The sequence below is a fragment of the Streptomyces sp. NPDC048258 genome, from assembly GCF_043201995.1.
GTDB lineage: Bacteria > Actinomycetota > Actinomycetes > Streptomycetales > Streptomycetaceae > Streptomyces.
The window spans coordinates 617,434-634,282 of record NZ_JBICZH010000004.1; the positions used below are offsets into that span (position 1 = coordinate 617,434).

18 protein-coding genes are annotated in these 16,849 nt (G+C 72.0%); 9 read left to right on the plus strand and 9 right to left on the minus strand.

The features are described from left to right. Positions 1 to 25 precede the first annotated feature (25 nt). Both ACGFYQ_RS13475 and ACGFYQ_RS13480 read right to left on the minus strand, forming a co-directional pair. The gene (locus ACGFYQ_RS13475; RefSeq protein WP_393743186.1) at positions 26 to 1,309 is read right to left on the minus strand and encodes a cation:proton antiporter; all 1,284 of its coding nucleotides are present in this window, start codon (positions 1,307 to 1,309) and stop codon (positions 26 to 28) included. 326 nt (positions 1,310 to 1,635) lie between these two features. Beyond that, positions 1,636 to 2,034, minus strand: a complete 399-nt coding sequence (locus ACGFYQ_RS13480) for a nuclear transport factor 2 family protein (RefSeq protein WP_393743188.1) — start codon at positions 2,032 to 2,034, stop codon at positions 1,636 to 1,638. A gap of 149 nt (positions 2,035 to 2,183) precedes the next feature. Between ACGFYQ_RS13480 and ACGFYQ_RS13485 the strand changes: the two genes are divergently transcribed. Both ACGFYQ_RS13485 and ACGFYQ_RS13490 read left to right on the plus strand, forming a co-directional pair. Beyond that, a complete protein-coding gene (locus ACGFYQ_RS13485; protein WP_393743190.1) occupies positions 2,184 to 2,768 on the plus strand; it encodes a TetR-like C-terminal domain-containing protein in 585 nt (194 codons plus the stop codon). Continuing rightward, positions 2,768 to 3,595, plus strand: coding sequence for an alpha/beta fold hydrolase (locus ACGFYQ_RS13490; RefSeq protein ID WP_393743303.1), 828 nt, complete (start codon positions 2,768 to 2,770; stop codon positions 3,593 to 3,595). The genes ACGFYQ_RS13485 and ACGFYQ_RS13490 overlap by 1 nt, the downstream gene beginning before the upstream one ends. Positions 3,596 to 3,665: 70 nt before the next feature. Here ACGFYQ_RS13490 and ACGFYQ_RS13495 read toward each other — a convergent pair whose 3' ends face one another. Further along, positions 3,666 to 4,085 (minus strand): STAS domain-containing protein, encoded by a 420-nt coding sequence (locus ACGFYQ_RS13495; RefSeq protein ID WP_393743193.1) that lies wholly within the window; start codon positions 4,083 to 4,085, stop codon positions 3,666 to 3,668. Between the two features lie 137 nt (positions 4,086 to 4,222). Between ACGFYQ_RS13495 and ACGFYQ_RS13500 the strand changes: the two genes are divergently transcribed. Next, positions 4,223 to 4,942, plus strand: a complete 720-nt coding sequence (locus tag ACGFYQ_RS13500) for a 2'-5' RNA ligase family protein (protein WP_393743195.1) — start codon at positions 4,223 to 4,225, stop codon at positions 4,940 to 4,942. Here the strand turns inward: ACGFYQ_RS13500 and ACGFYQ_RS13505 are convergent. From ACGFYQ_RS13505 to ACGFYQ_RS13515, 3 genes are all read right to left on the minus strand, one after another. After that, positions 4,939 to 6,501, minus strand: coding sequence for a glutamate synthase subunit beta (locus ACGFYQ_RS13505; RefSeq protein ID WP_393743197.1), 1,563 nt, complete (start codon positions 6,499 to 6,501; stop codon positions 4,939 to 4,941). The genes ACGFYQ_RS13500 and ACGFYQ_RS13505 overlap by 4 nt on opposite strands. Positions 6,502 to 6,736: 235 nt before the next feature. After that, on the minus strand, positions 6,737 to 7,861 hold the full coding sequence (locus ACGFYQ_RS13510) for a GDSL-type esterase/lipase family protein (protein ID WP_393743199.1): 1,125 nt from the start codon (positions 7,859 to 7,861) through the stop codon (positions 6,737 to 6,739). A gap of 99 nt (positions 7,862 to 7,960) precedes the next feature. Next, positions 7,961 to 8,602 carry a helix-turn-helix transcriptional regulator gene (locus ACGFYQ_RS13515; protein WP_393743305.1) on the minus strand — a complete coding sequence of 214 codons (642 nt, stop codon included), beginning with the start codon at positions 8,600 to 8,602 and terminating at the stop codon, positions 7,961 to 7,963. Between the two features lie 60 nt (positions 8,603 to 8,662). Here ACGFYQ_RS13515 and ACGFYQ_RS13520 point away from each other — a divergent pair, with 60 nt between their 5' ends. After that, positions 8,663 to 9,520: a class I SAM-dependent methyltransferase gene (locus ACGFYQ_RS13520; protein WP_393743307.1), complete on the plus strand. Its 858-nt coding sequence runs from the start codon at positions 8,663 to 8,665 to the stop codon at positions 9,518 to 9,520. A gap of 84 nt (positions 9,521 to 9,604) precedes the next feature. Beyond that, positions 9,605 to 10,150, plus strand: a complete 546-nt coding sequence (locus ACGFYQ_RS13525) for a DM13 domain-containing protein (protein ID WP_393743201.1) — start codon at positions 9,605 to 9,607, stop codon at positions 10,148 to 10,150. A 33-nt stretch (positions 10,151 to 10,183) separates the two neighbouring features. Here the strand turns inward: ACGFYQ_RS13525 and ACGFYQ_RS13530 are convergent, their stop codons facing one another. Further along, complete coding sequence (locus ACGFYQ_RS13530; RefSeq protein WP_393743203.1) at positions 10,184 to 10,603, minus strand: helix-turn-helix transcriptional regulator; 420 nt, start codon at positions 10,601 to 10,603, stop codon at positions 10,184 to 10,186. 137 nt (positions 10,604 to 10,740) lie between these two features. On the opposite strand from ACGFYQ_RS13530, the gene ACGFYQ_RS13535 reads away from it, so the two are divergent. Both ACGFYQ_RS13535 and ACGFYQ_RS13540 read left to right on the plus strand, forming a co-directional pair. Next, positions 10,741 to 12,468, plus strand: coding sequence for a serine/threonine-protein kinase (locus ACGFYQ_RS13535; RefSeq protein ID WP_393743205.1), 1,728 nt, complete (start codon positions 10,741 to 10,743; stop codon positions 12,466 to 12,468). A 22-nt stretch (positions 12,469 to 12,490) separates the two neighbouring features. Further along, entirely contained in the window at positions 12,491 to 12,988 is a 498-nt protein-coding gene (locus ACGFYQ_RS13540; RefSeq protein ID WP_393743207.1) for a DUF5990 family protein, read from the plus strand. A 77-nt stretch (positions 12,989 to 13,065) separates the two neighbouring features. Here ACGFYQ_RS13540 and ACGFYQ_RS13545 read toward each other — a convergent pair whose 3' ends face one another. After that, entirely contained in the window at positions 13,066 to 13,497 is a 432-nt protein-coding gene (locus ACGFYQ_RS13545) for a VOC family protein (protein ID WP_393743209.1), read from the minus strand. A gap of 303 nt (positions 13,498 to 13,800) precedes the next feature. Here ACGFYQ_RS13545 and ACGFYQ_RS13550 point away from each other — a divergent pair, with 303 nt between their 5' ends. After that, a complete protein-coding gene (locus tag ACGFYQ_RS13550; RefSeq protein WP_393743309.1) occupies positions 13,801 to 14,934 on the plus strand; it encodes a serine hydrolase domain-containing protein in 1,134 nt (377 codons plus the stop codon). Between the two features lie 73 nt (positions 14,935 to 15,007). On the opposite strand, the gene ACGFYQ_RS13555 is transcribed toward ACGFYQ_RS13550, so the two are convergent. Next, positions 15,008 to 15,331, minus strand: coding sequence for a putative quinol monooxygenase (locus ACGFYQ_RS13555; protein ID WP_393743211.1), 324 nt, complete (start codon positions 15,329 to 15,331; stop codon positions 15,008 to 15,010). 120 nt (positions 15,332 to 15,451) lie between these two features. On the opposite strand from ACGFYQ_RS13555, the gene ACGFYQ_RS13560 reads away from it, so the two are divergent. Continuing rightward, the gene (locus ACGFYQ_RS13560; protein ID WP_393743213.1) at positions 15,452 to 16,819 is read left to right on the plus strand and encodes a pyridoxal phosphate-dependent decarboxylase family protein; all 1,368 of its coding nucleotides are present in this window, start codon (positions 15,452 to 15,454) and stop codon (positions 16,817 to 16,819) included. Positions 16,820 to 16,849: the final 30 nt, after the last annotated feature.

A 16,849-nucleotide genomic window follows, 5' to 3' on the forward strand; every position in this document is an offset into this window, starting at 1 on the left:
CCGCTGCGGCGGGGGACCCGAACCATCAGCGTGGCGCGTCGTCCTGGGCGAGTGCGTTCTCCCGCAGGTTCGGCTCGACGCGCAGTGTCCGGGTGAACCACTCGCTGTAGCGGTCCCCCAGGAAGGGCGCCGAAGCCCCGTGAAGAAGGATGCTCAGCCCCACGGTCACGGCGACGACGTCACTCAGCAAGGTCCCCCCGGCCAGGTGTTCTTCGAAGGCCAGCAGGCCGAACACGAGGGAGGCCAGACCGCGCGGACCGAACCAGCCGATGTAGGCCACGGAAGCAAGGCGCAGACCGGTGCCGAGCAGCGCGAAAGCGACCGGCAGCATCCGGACGACGGTCAGGCTGATCAGCGCGTAGACCACGATGCGCCACGTCAGGTGTTGGAGTACCGGCCCCAGGATGACCGCGCCGAAGACGAGGAAGCTCAGCGACGCGAGCAGCAGGCCGAGGTGTTCGGTGAACCTCGTGCTCTGCGCGGGATCCCATCCCGGGGTACCAAGGCTCCGGTCGGCGGGCATCCGGCGCAGGTGGACGCCGAAGGCCAGGCCGGCGACCCAGGCGCCGATGAAGCCGCTGCCCTCGGCCATGACACACAGCACGTACGCGATGACCGGAACGGCGAGTGCCAGGAACTGCCGCCAGTCGGAACTGCTCCACCCTCGGGAGCGCGACCAGCGCAACAGGCTCGCTCCGGTCCAGCCGGCCGCGATCCCGATGGCGCCGCTCAGCAGCAGCGCGCGCAGGAACGTCTCGGCAACGCCCGGATGGCCGTGGCCCCCGCCCGCCGCCGCCAGGGCCAGTACGAAGAACGGAAGCGCCAGACCGTCGTTCAGACCGGACTCGACGGTCAGGCCGCCGCGGACCAGTGACGGTACCCGCTGGTTGGAGACGGCCTGCTTGCCGAGCGCGGCGTCCGTCGGCGCCAGGATGATGCCGACCAGGGCCAGCTCCCACACACTCAGGCCGGGCAGCAGGGGCCAGGCCGCGAGCCATCCCAGAGCCATCGTGGCCGGCAGGCCCAACGCGAGCAGCCGCAGCGGCAGGAACTCCTCCCGTCGCAGGTCCCGGGCCCGGATCTCCGCCGCGTCCGTGAACAGCAGGAGAACCAGTGCGCTCTCCAACAGAGCTCGCGTGACCTCGGGATCCCGGGTCCGGTCCAACAGGTCCAGGCCCAGCGGGCCGATCCCCAGACCGCACAGCATGAACACCAACGGCCCCGAGACCACCGTGGTCGACAAGCGCTGCGAGAGCGCCCCGTAGCCGACGATCACACTCCCGGCGATCACGACGGCCCAGCCGTTCATCCGCACTCCTCACACCGGGTGTCCGTCATCGCCCGGACAGCTGCGCCACGGCCCGCGTGCCGGGCAGGCCGATCCCGCCTCACGCACGGACGCGAAGACCGACCCTACGTTCCGGGCCGCCGTGCCACGGGAACCCCTGCGCCGAACGCGCCCGGCTCGGCTCGGTAGGCGTAACGAGCGTGTCGGTCGGCGCGCGGCGGACTCTGGCAGGGCGGTTGCGATGAGTCCGGCGGTGGCGAGCAGCGGTGCGAGTTGTGCCGATCGTTCCGGCGGGGGACGTCGTGACCGTGAAGATCTCGGGCGTCAACTCCGCGCGTCGGGCACCTTCACTCGGTCACGGTGTCGCCGTGACGGTGGGCCACCTTCCACTCGCCGTCCTCGCGGCGGTACACCTGGGTGGCCCGCAAGGTGTAGGTGCGCGGCAGGCCGTCGACGGAGGCGGAGGCGTGTTCGAGCCCGGCCGTATAGGCCATGTCGCCCACGACGTCGTACGCCTGCAGTTCGAACGCGTACGACGTGCAGTCGGAGAAGCTCTTCGCGAGCCCGGCGAAGAGCTCGTCCAGCTCCTCCTGGCCGTAGGCGTTGCGCCACGCCCCCAGGACGCTGACGGGCTCGTTGCGCGACCAGAGCGCCCGGCGGGGGCCCGCGTCACCGTTGTGCAGCGTGAGCTCCGCCTCGTACAGGGCTGTCTTGACCCAGGCCAGGAAATCGTCACGGTCGCTCATGCCGTCATCATGCACCCGCTGATCGGGGCGGCACCGTCGACATGAGCGCCATCGGGCGAGGCAGTGGGGGCGGTTGTCTCGACGTCTGCTTGGCTAGATGTGTTAGGTTTTTGCCTAGAGCTATTAGGTTGATGTGTGGAGGTGGTTGCATGGCTCGCGTGGGGCTCACCGCTGCCAGGCTGACGGAGGCCGCTGCGGAGCTGGCAGACGAGGCCGGGCTCGACAACGTCACGCTGTCCGCGCTCGCCCGGCGGTTCGGCGTCAAGGACGCGAGTCTGTACTCGCACGTGAAGAACCTGCGGGACCTACGGGTGAGGGTCGCGTTGCAGGCTTCCGAGGAGATGACCGAGCGCATCGCGGCAGCCGTGGCGGGCCGCGCCGGCAAGGACGCGCTCGTCGCCTTCGCCGACGCCTACCGGGACTACGCCCTCGAACACCCTGGTCGCTACGCCGCGACCCAATTGCGGTTCGCCCCCGAAGAGGTCGCCGACTCCGTCGGACTGCGGCGCAGCGTGGAGCTGACCTACGGCATGCTGCGCGCCTACGGCCTCACGGAGCCGGACCTGACCGACGCGGGCCGCCTGCTGCGCAGCACCTTCCACGGCTACGTCCACCTGGAGCTCGGTGGCGGCTTCGGTCACTCCCGCGAGGTGAAGAAGTCCTGGTCGCGTTCGCTCGACGCCCTGCACGTGCTCCTCGAGAACTGGCCGTCCCGACACGATGGGAGCGAATGATGAACCGACCCACGACCGGCACCCTCGCGGTGCCCGGCGCCACCCTGCACTACGAGAAGCGAGGCAGCGGCCCGGTTCTGCTGCTGATACCCGGAGGCGCCGGCGACGCGGGGATGTACGAGGGAATCGCGCAGCACCTCGCCGCACACTTCACCGTGGTCTCCTACGATCAGCGCGGTCTGTCCCGTAGCCCTCTCGACGGTCACCTCGCCGACCAGCGGGTGGACGTCTGGAGCGACGACGCCCACCGACTGCTCGAACTGCTCTCCCCTGACCGGGAGGCGTACGTCCTGGGCAACAGCTCGGGCGCCATCGTCGCGCTCGACCTTCTGGCCCGTCACCCCGAACGACTGCGCCGTGTGGTCGCCCACGAGCCGCCGCTCCTGGAACTGCTCGAGGATCCGGCGCCGCACCGGGCTCTGTTCGCCGAGGTCCGCGAGACCTTCCGTGAGGAGGGGGTCGGCGCGGCGATGGCGCGCTTCAGCGAAGGCGTGGGGGAGGAGCGGAACAGGGAGCGGGCGACGGAACTGCCGCCCGAGATCCAGGAGATGGCCGCCCGGATGTACGCCAACCTCCCGGTCTTCCTGGAGCACGTACTGTGCCCCTTCTCGGGGACGGCGCCGGACGTCGCCGCACTCCGGCGTGGAGCGGACCGGCTGGTCATGGCGGCAGGGCGCGACTCGCGCGCACAGGTTCCGCTGTCCGGACCGGCCGCCCGACTGGCAGGGCTGCTCGGCGGCCACGTCGTGGAGTTCCCGGGCGGACACCTCGGAGCCACCGAGCATCCGAAGGAATTCGCGAAGCAGTTGCTGGAGGTCCTCGGATAGGACAGGAGATCCCGGACGGAAGTGGACCGACGGCCTCGCGGCCCGCTCCTCAGCCGGGGGAGGAGCGGGCTCAGGTCGGCAGGCGGGCGGTCTGGCGGCTCGGGAGGGTGACGGGCTGGCCGGAGCCGGGGCCGTGGAGGTAGGGGCCGGTGCCGGTGAGCTGGATCAAGTGGCCGACGGGCCGACCGGCACGGATGAGGAGGCGGCGCCCGGCGCGCAGGGCCTGGCGGCGGATGTGGATGAGGGCGCCGAGGCCGGCGCAGTCGCAGAAAGTGACCGCGGTGAGGTCCAGGGTCACCGGGCCGCGGTAGGTGGTCATCGCGGTGACCGCGACGTTGCACAGGTCGGGGGCGTCGTGGACGTCGATCTCGCCGCTGACGGCGATGGTCGCGGAACCGTGGGCGCCTGGTGTGACGCACGCGCTCATGGGGGGCTGCTCGGCCCGGTCGAGGGGGTCGCCGTGCCGGGTGGGGTCTGGGTTGGGGAACATGGTTCCTCCCTGGCCAAACCACTGCTGGTCCGTCCTTCTCACCAGCATGGTCGGCACCGGCCCGCCCCACGTCAAGCGCGCAGCTCCAGGGACCCGGTTCCGGTGGCTCGCGGTGCGGCCGAGGGCATCATGGCCATGTGAACGTCACCCCGGCCGCCGGCGGCGGCGGAGCCGGTATCCCCGCATTCCTCCAGGTCGCTCCCACACCTCGGACCGCTCTCGTGTGGCTCCCTCCGGAAGGCCTGTGGCCTCCCATCCAGAGCATCCGAGCCGAGCACGACCCCCAGATCCGCCGCTGGCCACCCCATGTGAACCTGATCTTCGGCTTCGTCCCCGAGGCCGACTTCGCGGCGGCGGCCCCACTGCTGGCGGCCGCGGCGACCGAGAGAGAGCCCTTCGCCATCCGCCTCAGTGGAGTGCACACGTTCCGCCACCGCGCGTACGCCACGGTTTGGCTGGACCCCGCCGCGGCCGGCCTGGCCCCCTGGACGGCGCTCCAGAGCACCCTGGAGGAACCGTTCCCCCTGTGCCGCAGCCGCTTCCCACGCTTCACACCGCACCTGTCACTCGGGCGCACGCGTGACCCGCGGCAGCTGGCTCCGGAGTGCGACGCCCGCCTGGGCACCATGTCGGCGCAGGTCCACGAGGTAGTCCTGCTCTCCCGCCGCGGCGAGGAGCCCATGCGGCCCCGCGTCGCGATCACCCTGGGCACGGGCGAACTGCACTGGTACCACGATCCGGCACCGGCACCGGCACCGGCACCGGCACCGGCACCGACACCTCGCCGAGGTACAACCACCGCACGGAGTGAGGTCCCCGACCGGCTCTGGCCGAGCGACCCACCCGACACGCTCTAGTAGTCGCCGTAACGCAGCCGTCCCAGCGCCGTCATGGGCCGGTCGTGGGCGGCGACGGGGGCCGGGAGGCAGGTGGACCCGGTCAGGTAGCGGTCCACCGCGGCGGCCGCCGACCGACCCTCGGCGATGGCCCACACCACCAGCGACTGACCCCGGCCGGCGTCGCCCGCGACGAACACTCCGCGCGCCCGTCCGCCGGTGGCCGTGAAGTCCGCGCCGCGTGCGAAGTTGCCGCGGTCGTCGAGCTCCAGCCCCAGTTGCTCGCGCAGTCCGCCCGCCCGCTCCGGGCCGGAGAAGCCCAGGGCCAGCAGGACCAATTCGGCCGGGAGTACGCGCTCGGTGCCGGTGAGGGGCTTGCGGGCCGTGGGCTCGACGGCGGTCAGGTGCAGCGCCCGTACCCGTCCCGAGGCGTCCCCCTCGAAGCGCAGGGTGGCGCAGGAGAACAGCCGGGGGTCGGTGCCCTCGCGCCCGCGGGCCTCGTCATGGGCGTGGGAGATCCGGTACACCTTCGGGTACACCGGCCAGGGCTCGCCGTCGGTCCGGGCGGCGCCGGGTTCCGGATTGATGTCGAGCTGGACCACGGAGAGCGCGCCCTGCCGCAGGGCCGTACCGAGGCAGTCCGAGCCTGTGTCGCCGCCGCCGACGATCACGACGTGCCTGCCCTCGGCGGTGACGGGAGGTTCGGCGCAGTCGCCCTCCCGCACCCGGTTGGCGAAGGTCAGGTAGTCCATGGCCTGGTGGATCCCGCGCAGCTCGCGCCCCGGGACCGGAAGCTCCCTGCGCTCCGCGGCCCCGACCGCGACGACCACCGCGTCGTACCGGCTCCGCAGCTCGGCCGCGTCGATCGCGCCGACCGGGCCGCCCGCATCGACCGGGCAGCCCGCATCGACTGCGCCGACCGCGCCGCCGACGTCCGCACCCGTCACGAACGTGGTGCCCTCGGCCCGCATCTGCTCGATCCGGAGCTCCAGGTACGCCTTCTCCATCTTGAACTCGGGTATGCCGTAGCGCAGCAGGCCGCCGATCCGGTCGGCCCGTTCGTGGACGGCCACGCCGTGTCCGGCCCGGGTCAGCTGCTGCGCCGCGGCCAGTCCGGCCGGTCCGGAGCCGATGACGGCCACGGTCCTGCCGCTGTGCCGCTCCGGCGGCAGCGGCACCATGTAGCCGCGTCGCAAGCCCTCGTCCGCGATCGCCTGCTCGACGTTCTTGATGGTCACCGGATCCGCGTTGATCGTCAGGACACAGGCGTCCTCGCAGGGGGCCGGGCAGAGCCGGCCGGTGACCTCGGGGAAGTTGTTGGTCGCGTGCAGCCGCTCGTACGCGGCGTACCAGTCACCGTGTGCCGCGTACGCGTTCCACTCCGGTATGAGGTTCCCCAGGGGGCAGCCGCTGTGGCAGAAAGGGATGCCGCAGTCCATGCAGCGGTCGGCCTGCTCCGAGACGAGCGGGAGCAGCGCCTGCCCGGCGTAGACCTCGCGCCAGTCGCCGAGCCGCTCCTCCACGGGCCGGGCCGGGACGGGCCTGCGGGGGATCCTGAGGAAGCCGAACGGATCGGTCACGCGCCGCCTCCCTGGATCGGCCCGTACGGCATGCACCGTATGCGTTACATGCGACGTTCTGACCAGATTACGCCGCCTGTGCAAGGGCCCCCAGGGGGCGGCGCCCGAGCAGGGACGAGCCCGGGTCCGGTCCCCGTCGCGGCCCTGATCGTCTTGCCGAGAACCCCGCCCAGCCCGACAATGCCCGACGTTCCGGCAGCTCCACCCACGGGCGCGGGCGCGACGGGCGCACCTTCTAGAGCTTGAACTGGCTGATGTCGATGGCGGCGGCCATGGCGCGGGCGCCCGCGTCGTTGAGGTGGAGGCCGTCGCCGCTGTTGAACTCGGGGCGGATCCGGGTGTCGTCGTCCGGGTCCGCCACCGCTGCGGCGGTGTCGTTGACGGCGTCGTACACGTCGGTGGTGCGGATCCACTCGTTGACGCGGCGGCGTACGGCCTGGCCCTCCGGGGAGTCGTAGCCGTCGAAGACCGTTCCCGCGTACGGGCCGATGGTGCAGCCGATGGCCTTGAGGCCCGCCGCGCGGATGCGGGTGGCGAGTGTGGTGAAGCCGGCGATCAGGGCTTCGGCCGTCGGCCGTGGGGCGGGCTCGGGGAAGGCCGCGAAGCCCGGCAGGCCCAGGTCGTTGAGGCCGAAGTGGACGAGGACGTGGGTGACGCCCGGCACGGTGAGGGCGTCGCGCTCCAGGCGGGCGAGGGCGTGTTCGCCGATCTCGTCGGTGAGGAGCCGGTTTCCGGACAGGCCCTGGTTGACGACCCAGCCGTGGTCGGCGTGCGCGTCGGCCAGGCGGGCGTTGACCAGGTTCGGGAAGCGGGTGTTGGTGCCCGGGGTGGTGCCCGTGCCCTCGAACCAGGAGTCGCCGAAGGCTACGGCGATCGCGGTGCCTTCGGGTGCGAGGACGTCGACCCCGGTGACGAAGTAGCGCGTGGCGAGCTCTTCGGCGTCGTCGATCGTGGGTGCGGAGACGGCGTCGCCGGGTGTGGCATAGCCGATTTCGCCGCCGTGCATGGCGAAGGTGGCGAGTCCGGTGTCTTCGGGGAGATACAGGCTGAGTGCGAGGTCCTGGCCGGCGCGGACGGCCTGCCGCACGGGGTCGCTGAGGATCTCGGCGCCCACGGGGATGGTCACTCGGGTGGCCGCGTCGAAGCGGAGCTCGGTGTCGGTGGCCTCGTCGATGCCGGAGCCCTCGGTGCGTACGGCGATCCTGGCGGCGGCAACGGTCAGGGGTTTCTTGCCGTAACGGTTGCTGAGGCGGATGCGCAGGGCCGAGCCGCCGCCGTCGAGGTGGAGTATCTGACGGATGGTCTGGTCGTCGAAGCCACGGGATTCGGCGAGTTGAAGAGTCTCGTAAGGGCTGATCACGGTGGAACGGAAACCGGCTACCCACGTTGTTGTCATGGCCGTCCGAACAGCGGCGCGGGTGATCTTGTTCCCGGGGGTCCAGTGGGTCTCGTCCCTTGATCACTCGTCGACCGAGGTGCTCCAGCTCGCCCGCCGAAGAGTCTCGGCGATCTCGGTGCGGTCGGGGGAGGCGTCCGCGGGATCGTCGGGCCACTGCTGGACGAGTGCGGTGGCCCATGCGGCCCAGGTGGCGACGAATCGGTAGTAGTCGGTGAGGAAGCGGCCGACGAGTACGGTCTGCGCGGCGCGTTCCTGGAACGGGGCCTGGCCGGCGAGATAGGCGCGGGCGGCGGCCGAGTTCTCCTGATTGCGTTCCTCGGCCCAGGCCAGGGCCGCACGGAGGGTGCCCAGGGTGTCGGCGGTGGTGCCGGAGTCCGCGAAGAACACCTTCAGCAGCTGTTCGGACTCCAGCACCGGTCCCGCGCCCGGCTCTTGGAGCCAGTCGGCCAGAGCGCGCCGACCCTGGGCGGTGATGGCGTACACGGTGCGCGGCCGGCGCCCGACCGCCTCCTTCGTCGCTCGGGCCAGGCCGTGGCGGACGAGCTTCTTCGGCTCCTCGTAGAGCTTGCTCTGCGCACGGGGCCAGATGCGGCCCACGCTGCGGTCCATCTGGCGTGCGAGCTCGTACGTGCTCCACGGCCGGACCGAGAGCAGGCCGAGGATCGCGTAGGAAGTGGTGGTCAGCGCCGGATTCATTGACATCACCACCTATGAGGTGTAATCCGGTAAATAGTCCCTTTGGGAGTATAGGCGGTGGTGACCATGATCGGCGGCACTCTCCAGGTCGATCCTTCCAACGCGGAGCAGGCCCGTGCCTGGGACGGGGAGGAGGGCGCGTACTGGGCCCGGCACGCCGATCACTTCGACCGGGCGCTGCGCGGTTATCGCACGCACTTCCTCGCCGCGGCCGACATCTCCGTCGGCGACCAGGTGCTGGACATCGGTTGCGGCGCCGGCGAGACCACCCGCGACGCCGCCCGTCGGGCGAGCGGCGGCCGGGCCCTGGGCGTGGACCTGTCGGCTGCGATGCTGCGGGTGGCGCGGCAGCGGGCGGCAGCCGAAGGGCTGCACAACGCCGATTTCGTCCAGGCCGATGCCCAGGTCCATCCCTTCCCCGCCGCGGCGTTCGACGTAGCCGTGAGCCGCACGGGAACGATGTTCTTCGCCGACCCGGTCGCCGCGTTCCGCAACATCGGCGGCGCGTTGCGCCCCGGCGGACGCCTCGTACAACTGGTCTGGCAGCCACCGCCGGGCAACGAGTGGTTCCTCTCCCTGACCCAGGCCCTGGCCGCCGGACGTCCGCTGCCCGCGCCCGCGCCGGACGCCCCCGGGCCGTTCTCACTCGCGGACCCCGAGCGGGCCCGGGCCGTCCTCGGTGCCGCCGGATTCACCGACATCCAGTTCGAATCCCACGATGAGCCGATGCGGTTCGGTGACGACGCCGACGGCGCGCAGCGGTTCGTGCTCGGGTTGCTCGGCTGGATGCTCGACGGCCTCGATGAGGAAGGCCGCCGACGCGCTGTCGACGATCTGAGAGCCACCCTCACCGCCCACGACACCGGCCACGGCGTTCTCTACGCTTCGGCGACCTGGATCATCCGGGCGGCCGCGCGCCCGTGACCGCGTCGTGTCCACGGCCGGTAGCGCGGCACGAGGGGCATGCTGTCCGTGGGTACGGACAGGACGCGGGAGCGGAGTGCGGCTGTGGCACGTGCGGGTCGGAGGCGGCGCAGGCCGCTGGTAATCGGCGTACTGGCGGTGCTGGCCGCCGGGCTGGCGTTCGGCCTCTACTGGTTCGAACCCTGGAAGCTGTGGGTGGACCGCACGGTCGAGGAGGCCCTCCCGAGCGCGTCCGCCGCCCCGGCGGTATCCGGCTCGGCCACCCCGGCCCCGGGACCGGTGACGGTCGCAACGGGCAGGTTCATCAGCCACGAACACGCCACCACCGGCACGGTCAGGCTCCTGCGCCTCCCCGACGGCTCGCACACCCTGCGCCTGGAGAACCTCGACACGAGCAACGGACCGGACCTGCGGGTGTGGCTGACCGACGCACCCGTCAAGGAAGGCCAGGACGGCTGGCACGTCTTCGACGACGGCGCACACATCAGCCTGGGCGCGCTCAAGGGCAACAAGGGAGACCAGAACTACCCGGTCCCGGCCGACGTGAACCTGGCCGATTACACCAGCGTCTCCATCTGGTGCGACCGCTTCGACGTCTCCTTCGGCGCGGCACGGCTGGACCGTACGTAGCCGAAGCACCGACAGTTCGTGGCGCCGTTCCGCCTAGAGGCCGGGGGCACGCTTCGCTTCTCCGTTCCTGACCGGCCGCGTGTGGATCTTGGCGATGCAGGCCGGGATCGCGGCGCCGTCGTCATGGCCGCGGGCCCGGTACGCGCTCGGGCTCTCGCCGACCAGCTCGGTGAACCGCGAGCTGAACGACCCCAGCGATGTACAGCCGACCGCGAAGCAGACATCCGTCACGGTCAGGTCGCCCCGCCGCAGCAGCGCCTTGGCCCGCTCGATCCGGCGCGTCATCAGGTAGCTGTACGGCGTCTCCCCGAAGGCGGCGCGGAAGCTGCGGGAGAAATGGCCCGGCGACATGAGGGCGAAGCGCGCCAGCGCCGGAACGTCCAGCGGCTTCGCGTAGTCGCGGTCCATCAGGTCACGGGCCCGGCGCAGCCGGACGAGGTCCTCCACATTCACACCACCACCATCCCACAGTGCCGGGTGACAAGCTCCACCACCGGGAGGGCGGCGGGAGACTTCGATACGCTCTCCGCGGCGTCTGCGGCATGAGCACGGGCAGGGCCGCAACTGCCGTTGACAAGGGATGAATTGATATGAGCGGTGCACCGTCCACGGATCCCTTCCAGCCTCTGAGGGCCGACGATCCCGCAGTCGTGGGCGGCTACCGGCTGGCGGCGGTCCTGGGCGCGGGCGGGATGGGCAAGGTGTACCTGTCGTTCACGCCTGGCGGGCGGCCCCTCGCGCTCAAGGTGATCCGGCCCGAGTTCAGCGAGGACCCCGAGTTCCGGCGCCGCTTCCAGCAGGAGGTGCACTCCGCCCAGCGGGTGCAGGGCCTCTTCACGGCACCGGTCGTCGACTGCGACACCGACGGTGCGCAGCCCTGGCTCGCCACCGCCTACGTACCCGGGCCCTCGCTCGCCCAAGCGGTGTCGGCGTACGGCCCGTTGCCGCTGCGCAGCGTGCTCCTGCTGACCGTCGGGGCCGCCGAAGCCCTGCAGGCCATCCACGCCGCGGGCATCGTGCACCGCGACCTGAAACCCGCCAATGTCCTGCTCGCCCCGGACGGCCCGCGCGTCATCGACTTCGGCATCGCCCGCGCCGCCGACACCACTGCCCTCACCGGTACCGGTATCAGCGTGGGGACTCCGTCCTTCATGGCGCCCGAACAGGCAGCGGGGGGCGTCGTCACGCCCGCCACCGACGTCTTCGCCCTCGGCCAGATCGTGGTCTACGCCGCGATCGGGGCGCCCGCCTACGGCGACGGTCCCTCCCACGCGGTGCTGTACCGGATCGTCCACGAGGATCCCGATCTCAGCCGGCTGCCCTCCGAGCTGCGGCCGCTGGTTGCCCGGTGCCTCAGCCGCGACCCGGCCGGGCGGCCCGCCCCGACCGAGATCATCGCGCTGTGCCACGGCCTCTCCGCCGACCCGCTGCGGCAGGGCGAGGACTGGCTGCCGCAGACGCTGGCCGGGTCGCTCACGGCGCGCCGGCAGCTGCCGGAACCCGTCCGCACGCCGCCTCCCGCCGTGCCGACGCCCACCGCGTACTCCCCGCCCGCCGTGCCGACGCCCACCGCGTACTCCCCGCCCACCGCCCCGCCGCCCACCGGGGCCGACCCGCACGCGCCGACAGGCTTCGGTCCGGCGTCCGCGCCCACCCGGGCAGCGCCAGGCAGCCCGGGTACGGCGCCGGCCTGGCCCGGTTTCCCGCCCACCCCGCCGCCTCCCTCTCGGGGCGGGAAGGGCCGCGGCCTGATCATCGCCGGCGCGGTGGCGGCCGCGTCGGTCGGGCTGGTCGTCGTCGGCGCCCTCCTGCCGGACGACTCGGGCAAGGACGACTCCAGGTCGCCCACCGCCACCAGCTCCGGTGAAGGGCCGGGCAGCAAGCGGCCGGACCCCGAACCCGTCGAGTACAAGGGCATCGACGTGACCGAGGACTACTACGTGATGCTGGCCGACAGCCCACCGCGTCCGACCGGCAAGGAGGGCGCCGCCTTCGGCAGCAGGGGTGACCTGTACTTCCAGCCGCGCGTACTCAACGTCGTGGAGAGCGACGAGATCAGCACGGGCAACGGCGAGCTGGTGCTCCTGGACAACGCGCAGCAAGGTTCTCTGCAGACCTGCCGCTCGGTGACCCGCTACAGCAAGTCGATCCGCCTCGACCAGCTCAGCGACGGCTCGCAGCTCTGTGTCCTGAGCGACGCCGGACACATCGCGGTGGCGACCTACCGCGGCAGGTCGAGGGGGAGCGGTCCGAGCAAGTACATCACCCTCGACCTCACCGTCTGGCGCAACGCCGAGGAACCCCGGAAGAAGGGCTGAGCACGTCGGGGATGATGGCCCCGTGCAGATCCGCATCGAAGCCTTCGACCTACCGGGCCGCACCTGCGCCGCGGGCCCCGGGTTCCCCGGGTATGCCGGCGTGCACGTCGCGGTCCCACCCCGGTCACCGCGTGGCGAACTGCTGGGTCTGCGGCCGGGCGACGCCTCGGCGGCGTCCTGGACGCTGGAGTGCACCGCCACCCCCACCCCCACGGGCTTCGACTTCAGGGGGCCTCACATCCAGGGCCGACCCGGGGGCCGGTTCATCTACCTCTCGTGGGGCACCGTGGACGCGGCCGGGGCGGGGGCCGGGGCCGGGACCTTCAGCATGTTCCGGCGCGCCAAGCTGATGCTCGACGCCGTGGACCCCGCCACGGCGGACAGCGCTGTACGTTCCGGGCTGCTCCTTGCCCGGCTCGGCTTGACCGACGCGAAGGGGCAGCCCCTGTGCGCCGCCGTGAGGCCGCCTCGCGTCGCCTGGTCCGCCGGATCCGACACGGACTCCCGGTCGCCGGCGTGAGCGCCTCGGCGTGCGTCCCGCTCCGCCGCCTCCGCCGACGCGCTTGATGTCATCCGTCCCCGGTCCGGGCCGCGTCGTCAGCGTTCCGAGAGCTCCGACGGGGCCTCCTGGACCACCCAGCCGTTGCCGTCCGGGTCCTCGAAGGACATGAACGAGTTCCAGGTCTCGCCCTTGCCGTCCTCCCAGCCGGTCGGGCCGACGTGGCGGATCGGGGAGACGTCCACGCCCCGGTCCACCAGCTCCGCACGCGCCGCCTCGATGTCCGTGACACAGATCTGAAGGCCTTGCAGCGTGCCCGGTGCCATCGCCCTCGTACCGGGCGCCGTGGGCAGCCCGCGTTCCATCGCGATCGAACACCGCGAGCCGGGCGGGGTCATCTGGATGACGCGCATACCGGGAGCGACCTCGTCGTCGAGATCCACGTTGAAGCCGACCTTGTCGGCATAGAATTCCTTCGCCCGGTCCAAGTCGGTGACAGGGACCAGAACGACTTCGAGCGTCCAGTTCACGGAGAGCCTCCTCAGAAAACGCCGAGGGACCACCGTCGCGCATGAAGGAGCCGCCGCGCACACCGAAACGCCCTTCGAGCTTCCCGTCGCCTCCGACGGGGCGGGTGGACCGGATGGAGCAGGCAAGGGGCGGTGGTGCCGGGGCGGCCGGATGCTGGGTCCTGGAATCCACGGCGCCGGGTCAGGTCCCGTCGCACGGCCCGCTTCTGAGGAGGTATCAACGTGCCCGTGCAGCACCCCGAACACTCCCTTGGCGCCCCTGCCCGGCCGTCGGCCGGAGTCCGGCGGGCGGTCGTTGCCCTCATGGCCGTGGCCACGCTGTCCGGCGCTCTCGCGCCGGCCGCCACCGCGAGCGGCGGCCAGGGCGGGCCGCCGGGGCGGGACCCGGCGCTCCAGCGGGAGCTGGCGGGGCTGGTCGGCGCGCCGGGCGGCCCGCCCGGGGCCATCGCGGTCCTCACCCGGGACGGCGAGCGGCAGGTGTACGCGGCGGGGACCGCCGAGCTGGGCACCCGGCGGGTGCCGCGTCCGGACGACCACATGCGGATCGCGAGCGTGGCGAAGGCGTTCAGCGGGGCGGTCGCGCTGAGCCTGGTCGACCGGCACCGGATCGGCCTGGACGACACGATCGGGCAGCGGCTGCCGCAGCTGCCCTCGGACTGGCACGGGGTGACGCTCCGCCAGCTGCTGAACCACACCAGCGGGCTGCCCGACTACAGCGGGAGCGAGGCCTTCCTGGAGATCATCCGCGAGGATCCCCGGCACCGCTTCGACTCCCGCCGCTTGCTGGACTTCGTGGCGGACGAGGGCCTGCTCTTCCCGCCGGGGAGCCGGTACGCCTACTCCAACTCGGACAACATCGCGGTCGCGCTGATGGCGGAGCAGGCGACCGGGCAGCGGTACGAGCAGCTGCTGCGGGAACTCGTGTACCGGCCGCTCGGGCTGCGGTCCACCAGCCTGCCGCAGGGCTACCGGCTGCCGGTGCCGTACCTGCACGGGTACGTGGTCCGGCCGCCGGACCCGCCGGAGGACGTGAGCGAGGCGATCAGCGCGTCCGGGGCGTGGGCGTCGGGCGGCATCGTCTCCACACCGCGCGACCTGACCGCCTTCATCCGCGGCTACGCCGGTCCGGAGCTGTTGTCGCCGCCGACACGCCGGCAGCAGCAGCGGTTCGTACCGGGAGGCGCGTCGGAACCGGCGGGGCCGGGCGCCAACGACGCCGGCCTGGGCATCTTCCGGTACACGACCCGTTGCGGGGTGGTGCTCGGGCACACCGGCAACACCGCGGGCTACACGCAGTTCGCGGCGGCCACCCCGGACGGCCGGCGGTCGGTGACGGTGTCCGTCAGCAGCCAGGTGACCGGTGACCCGGAGCTGCTGGCCCGTCTGCGGGCAGCCGAGGAGCACTTCGTCTGCGCGCTGCTGCGACGCGACCGCTGACCCGCCGGAGCCGCAGACCCGCCGGAGCCGCGGCGACGCGCGTCCCGGCGGGCCGGCGAGGAGCGGGCAGCGGTCAGTCGACTCGCAGCTCGCCCATCCGGCTCCAGCCGGTCGCGCCCTCGATGGTGGTGCTGACGATGTCGGGCGTACGGGTGACGAGGGGGCGCATGGTCTCCAGGGCGGTGCGGAAGTGCTCCGAGGTGACGTGCGCCTCCGCCGCGTCGTCCTGGAACGCCTCGACCAGGACGTAGGTGTCCGGTTCCTCCAGGCTGCGGGACCACTCGAACCACAGGTTGCCGGGCTCGGCACGGGTGGCGCGGGTGAACTCCGCGACCTTCTCGGGCCACTGATCGACGTACTCGGGCTTGACCGCGAATTTCACCACAATGAAGATCATTCGAGCATTGTAGGGGTGTGGCGCCCCAGCAGGCCGGGCATTCGGGCCCGCGTGCGCGGGGCTCGACGCCGCGCCGGTCGTGGCTTGCGTGGTGGCGGTGACTGTCTCATAGTCCAAGGTATGGACGCGCGCGAGACGGCGCTCCGACAGGCGTACGGCCATGCCGTCCGCTGGCTGGCGAGTCTGTCCGACCGGCGGGTTCCCGCCCACGCTTCGGTCGACGAGATCGTGCGTGCGCTCGGTGCCGAACTGCCCGACGGTCCCAGCACGCCCGCCGACGTCGTCGACCTGCTCGCCACGGCCTGTGAGCCGGGGCTCACCGCGTTCCCCAGCGGCCGCTTCTACGGGTTCGTGGTCGGTGGCACCGAACCGGCCGCGCTGGCCGCGGACTGGCTGGTCAGTGCCTGGGACCAGAACTGCGTGATGCGCGCCGCCTCGCCCGCGTACGCGGCGGCGGAAGAAGTCGCCGGCGCGTGGCTGCTCGATCTGCTCGGCCTGCCGGGCGACAGCGCCGTCGGCTTCACCACAGGTGCCACGATGGCGAACTTCACCTGCCTCGCCGCCGGTCGCGACGCGGTGCTGCGGCGAGCCGGCTGGAACGTCGCCCGCGACGGACTCACGGGTGGGCCGGCCGTACACGTCGTCGCCGGCGAGGACCGCCACATGGCCATCGACCTGGCGCTGCGCTACCTGGGGCTCGGCAGACCCGAACTGGTGAAGGCGGACGACCAAGGACGTATCGAGCCCGAGGCCCTGCGGCACGCCCTCGCGGCCGGCGGGCAGAGACCCACCATCGTGATCCTCCAGGCCGGGGACATCCACTCCGGGGCCTTCGATCCGTTCGCCGAGACGATCAGCGCCGCTCGCGAGGCAGACGCATGGGTGCACATCGACGGCGCCTTCGGCCTGTGGGCGGCCGCCTCTCCGACGTACGCCCACCTGACGGCGGGCTGTGCGTACGCCGACTCCTGGGCGACGGATGCCCACAAGACCCTGAACGTCCCCTACGACTGCGGCCTGGCCATCGTGCGCGATCCGCTGGCGCTCCGGGCGGCGATGGGCCTGCGGGGCGACTACCTCATCCAGCACGAACACGGCGACCCCGTCGACAAGGTCCCCGAGCTCTCCCGGCGCGGCAGGGCCTTCACCGTGTGGGCCGCACTCAGGTCCCTCGGCCGCTCGGGTGTGGCCGACCTCGTCGAGCGGCTGTGCCGGCACGCCTCCGCGTTCGCCACCGGCATCGCGGGGATCGACGGCGCGACGGTCCTCAACGACGTGGTGTTCACCCAGGTCTGCGCCGAGTTCGGCAGCGACGCACGCACGGACCGGGTACTCGCCCGGCTGCTCGACGACGGCACGGCGTGGATCAGCGGCTCCACCTGGCACGGCCGTCGCGTCATGCGCATCTCGGTGAGCAACTGGTCGACGACCGACGACGACGTGACGCGCGCGCTCGACGCCATCCGGCGTGCATCCATCAGCGCCTGATCGGACCTCATCGGGCCTGATCGGAGGGCG

What these genes read in the sequence shown, in the direction of transcription:
- ACGFYQ_RS13475 (WP_393743186.1), bottom strand. Translation starts at nt 1,309, where the DNA reads ATGAACGGCTGGGCCGTCGTGATCGCCGGGAGTGTGATCGTCGGCTAC.
- ACGFYQ_RS13480 (WP_393743188.1), bottom strand. Translation starts at nt 2,034, where the DNA reads ATGAGCGACCGTGACGATTTCCTGGCCTGGGTCAAGACAGCCCTGTAC.
- ACGFYQ_RS13485 (WP_393743190.1), top strand. Translation starts at nt 2,184, where the DNA reads ATGGCTCGCGTGGGGCTCACCGCTGCCAGGCTGACGGAGGCCGCTGCG.
- ACGFYQ_RS13490 (WP_393743303.1), top strand. Translation starts at nt 2,768, where the DNA reads ATGAACCGACCCACGACCGGCACCCTCGCGGTGCCCGGCGCCACCCTG.
- ACGFYQ_RS13495 (WP_393743193.1), bottom strand. Translation starts at nt 4,085, where the DNA reads ATGTTCCCCAACCCAGACCCCACCCGGCACGGCGACCCCCTCGACCGG.
- ACGFYQ_RS13515 (WP_393743305.1), bottom strand. Translation starts at nt 8,602, where the DNA reads ATGTCAATGAATCCGGCGCTGACCACCACTTCCTACGCGATCCTCGGC.
- ACGFYQ_RS13520 (WP_393743307.1), top strand. Translation starts at nt 8,663, where the DNA reads ATGATCGGCGGCACTCTCCAGGTCGATCCTTCCAACGCGGAGCAGGCC.
- ACGFYQ_RS13535 (WP_393743205.1), top strand. Translation starts at nt 10,741, where the DNA reads ATGAGCGGTGCACCGTCCACGGATCCCTTCCAGCCTCTGAGGGCCGAC.
- ACGFYQ_RS13550 (WP_393743309.1), top strand. Translation starts at nt 13,801, where the DNA reads ATGGCCGTGGCCACGCTGTCCGGCGCTCTCGCGCCGGCCGCCACCGCG.
- ACGFYQ_RS13555 (WP_393743211.1), bottom strand. Translation starts at nt 15,331, where the DNA reads ATGATCTTCATTGTGGTGAAATTCGCGGTCAAGCCCGAGTACGTCGAT.
- ACGFYQ_RS13560 (WP_393743213.1), top strand. Translation starts at nt 15,452, where the DNA reads ATGGACGCGCGCGAGACGGCGCTCCGACAGGCGTACGGCCATGCCGTC.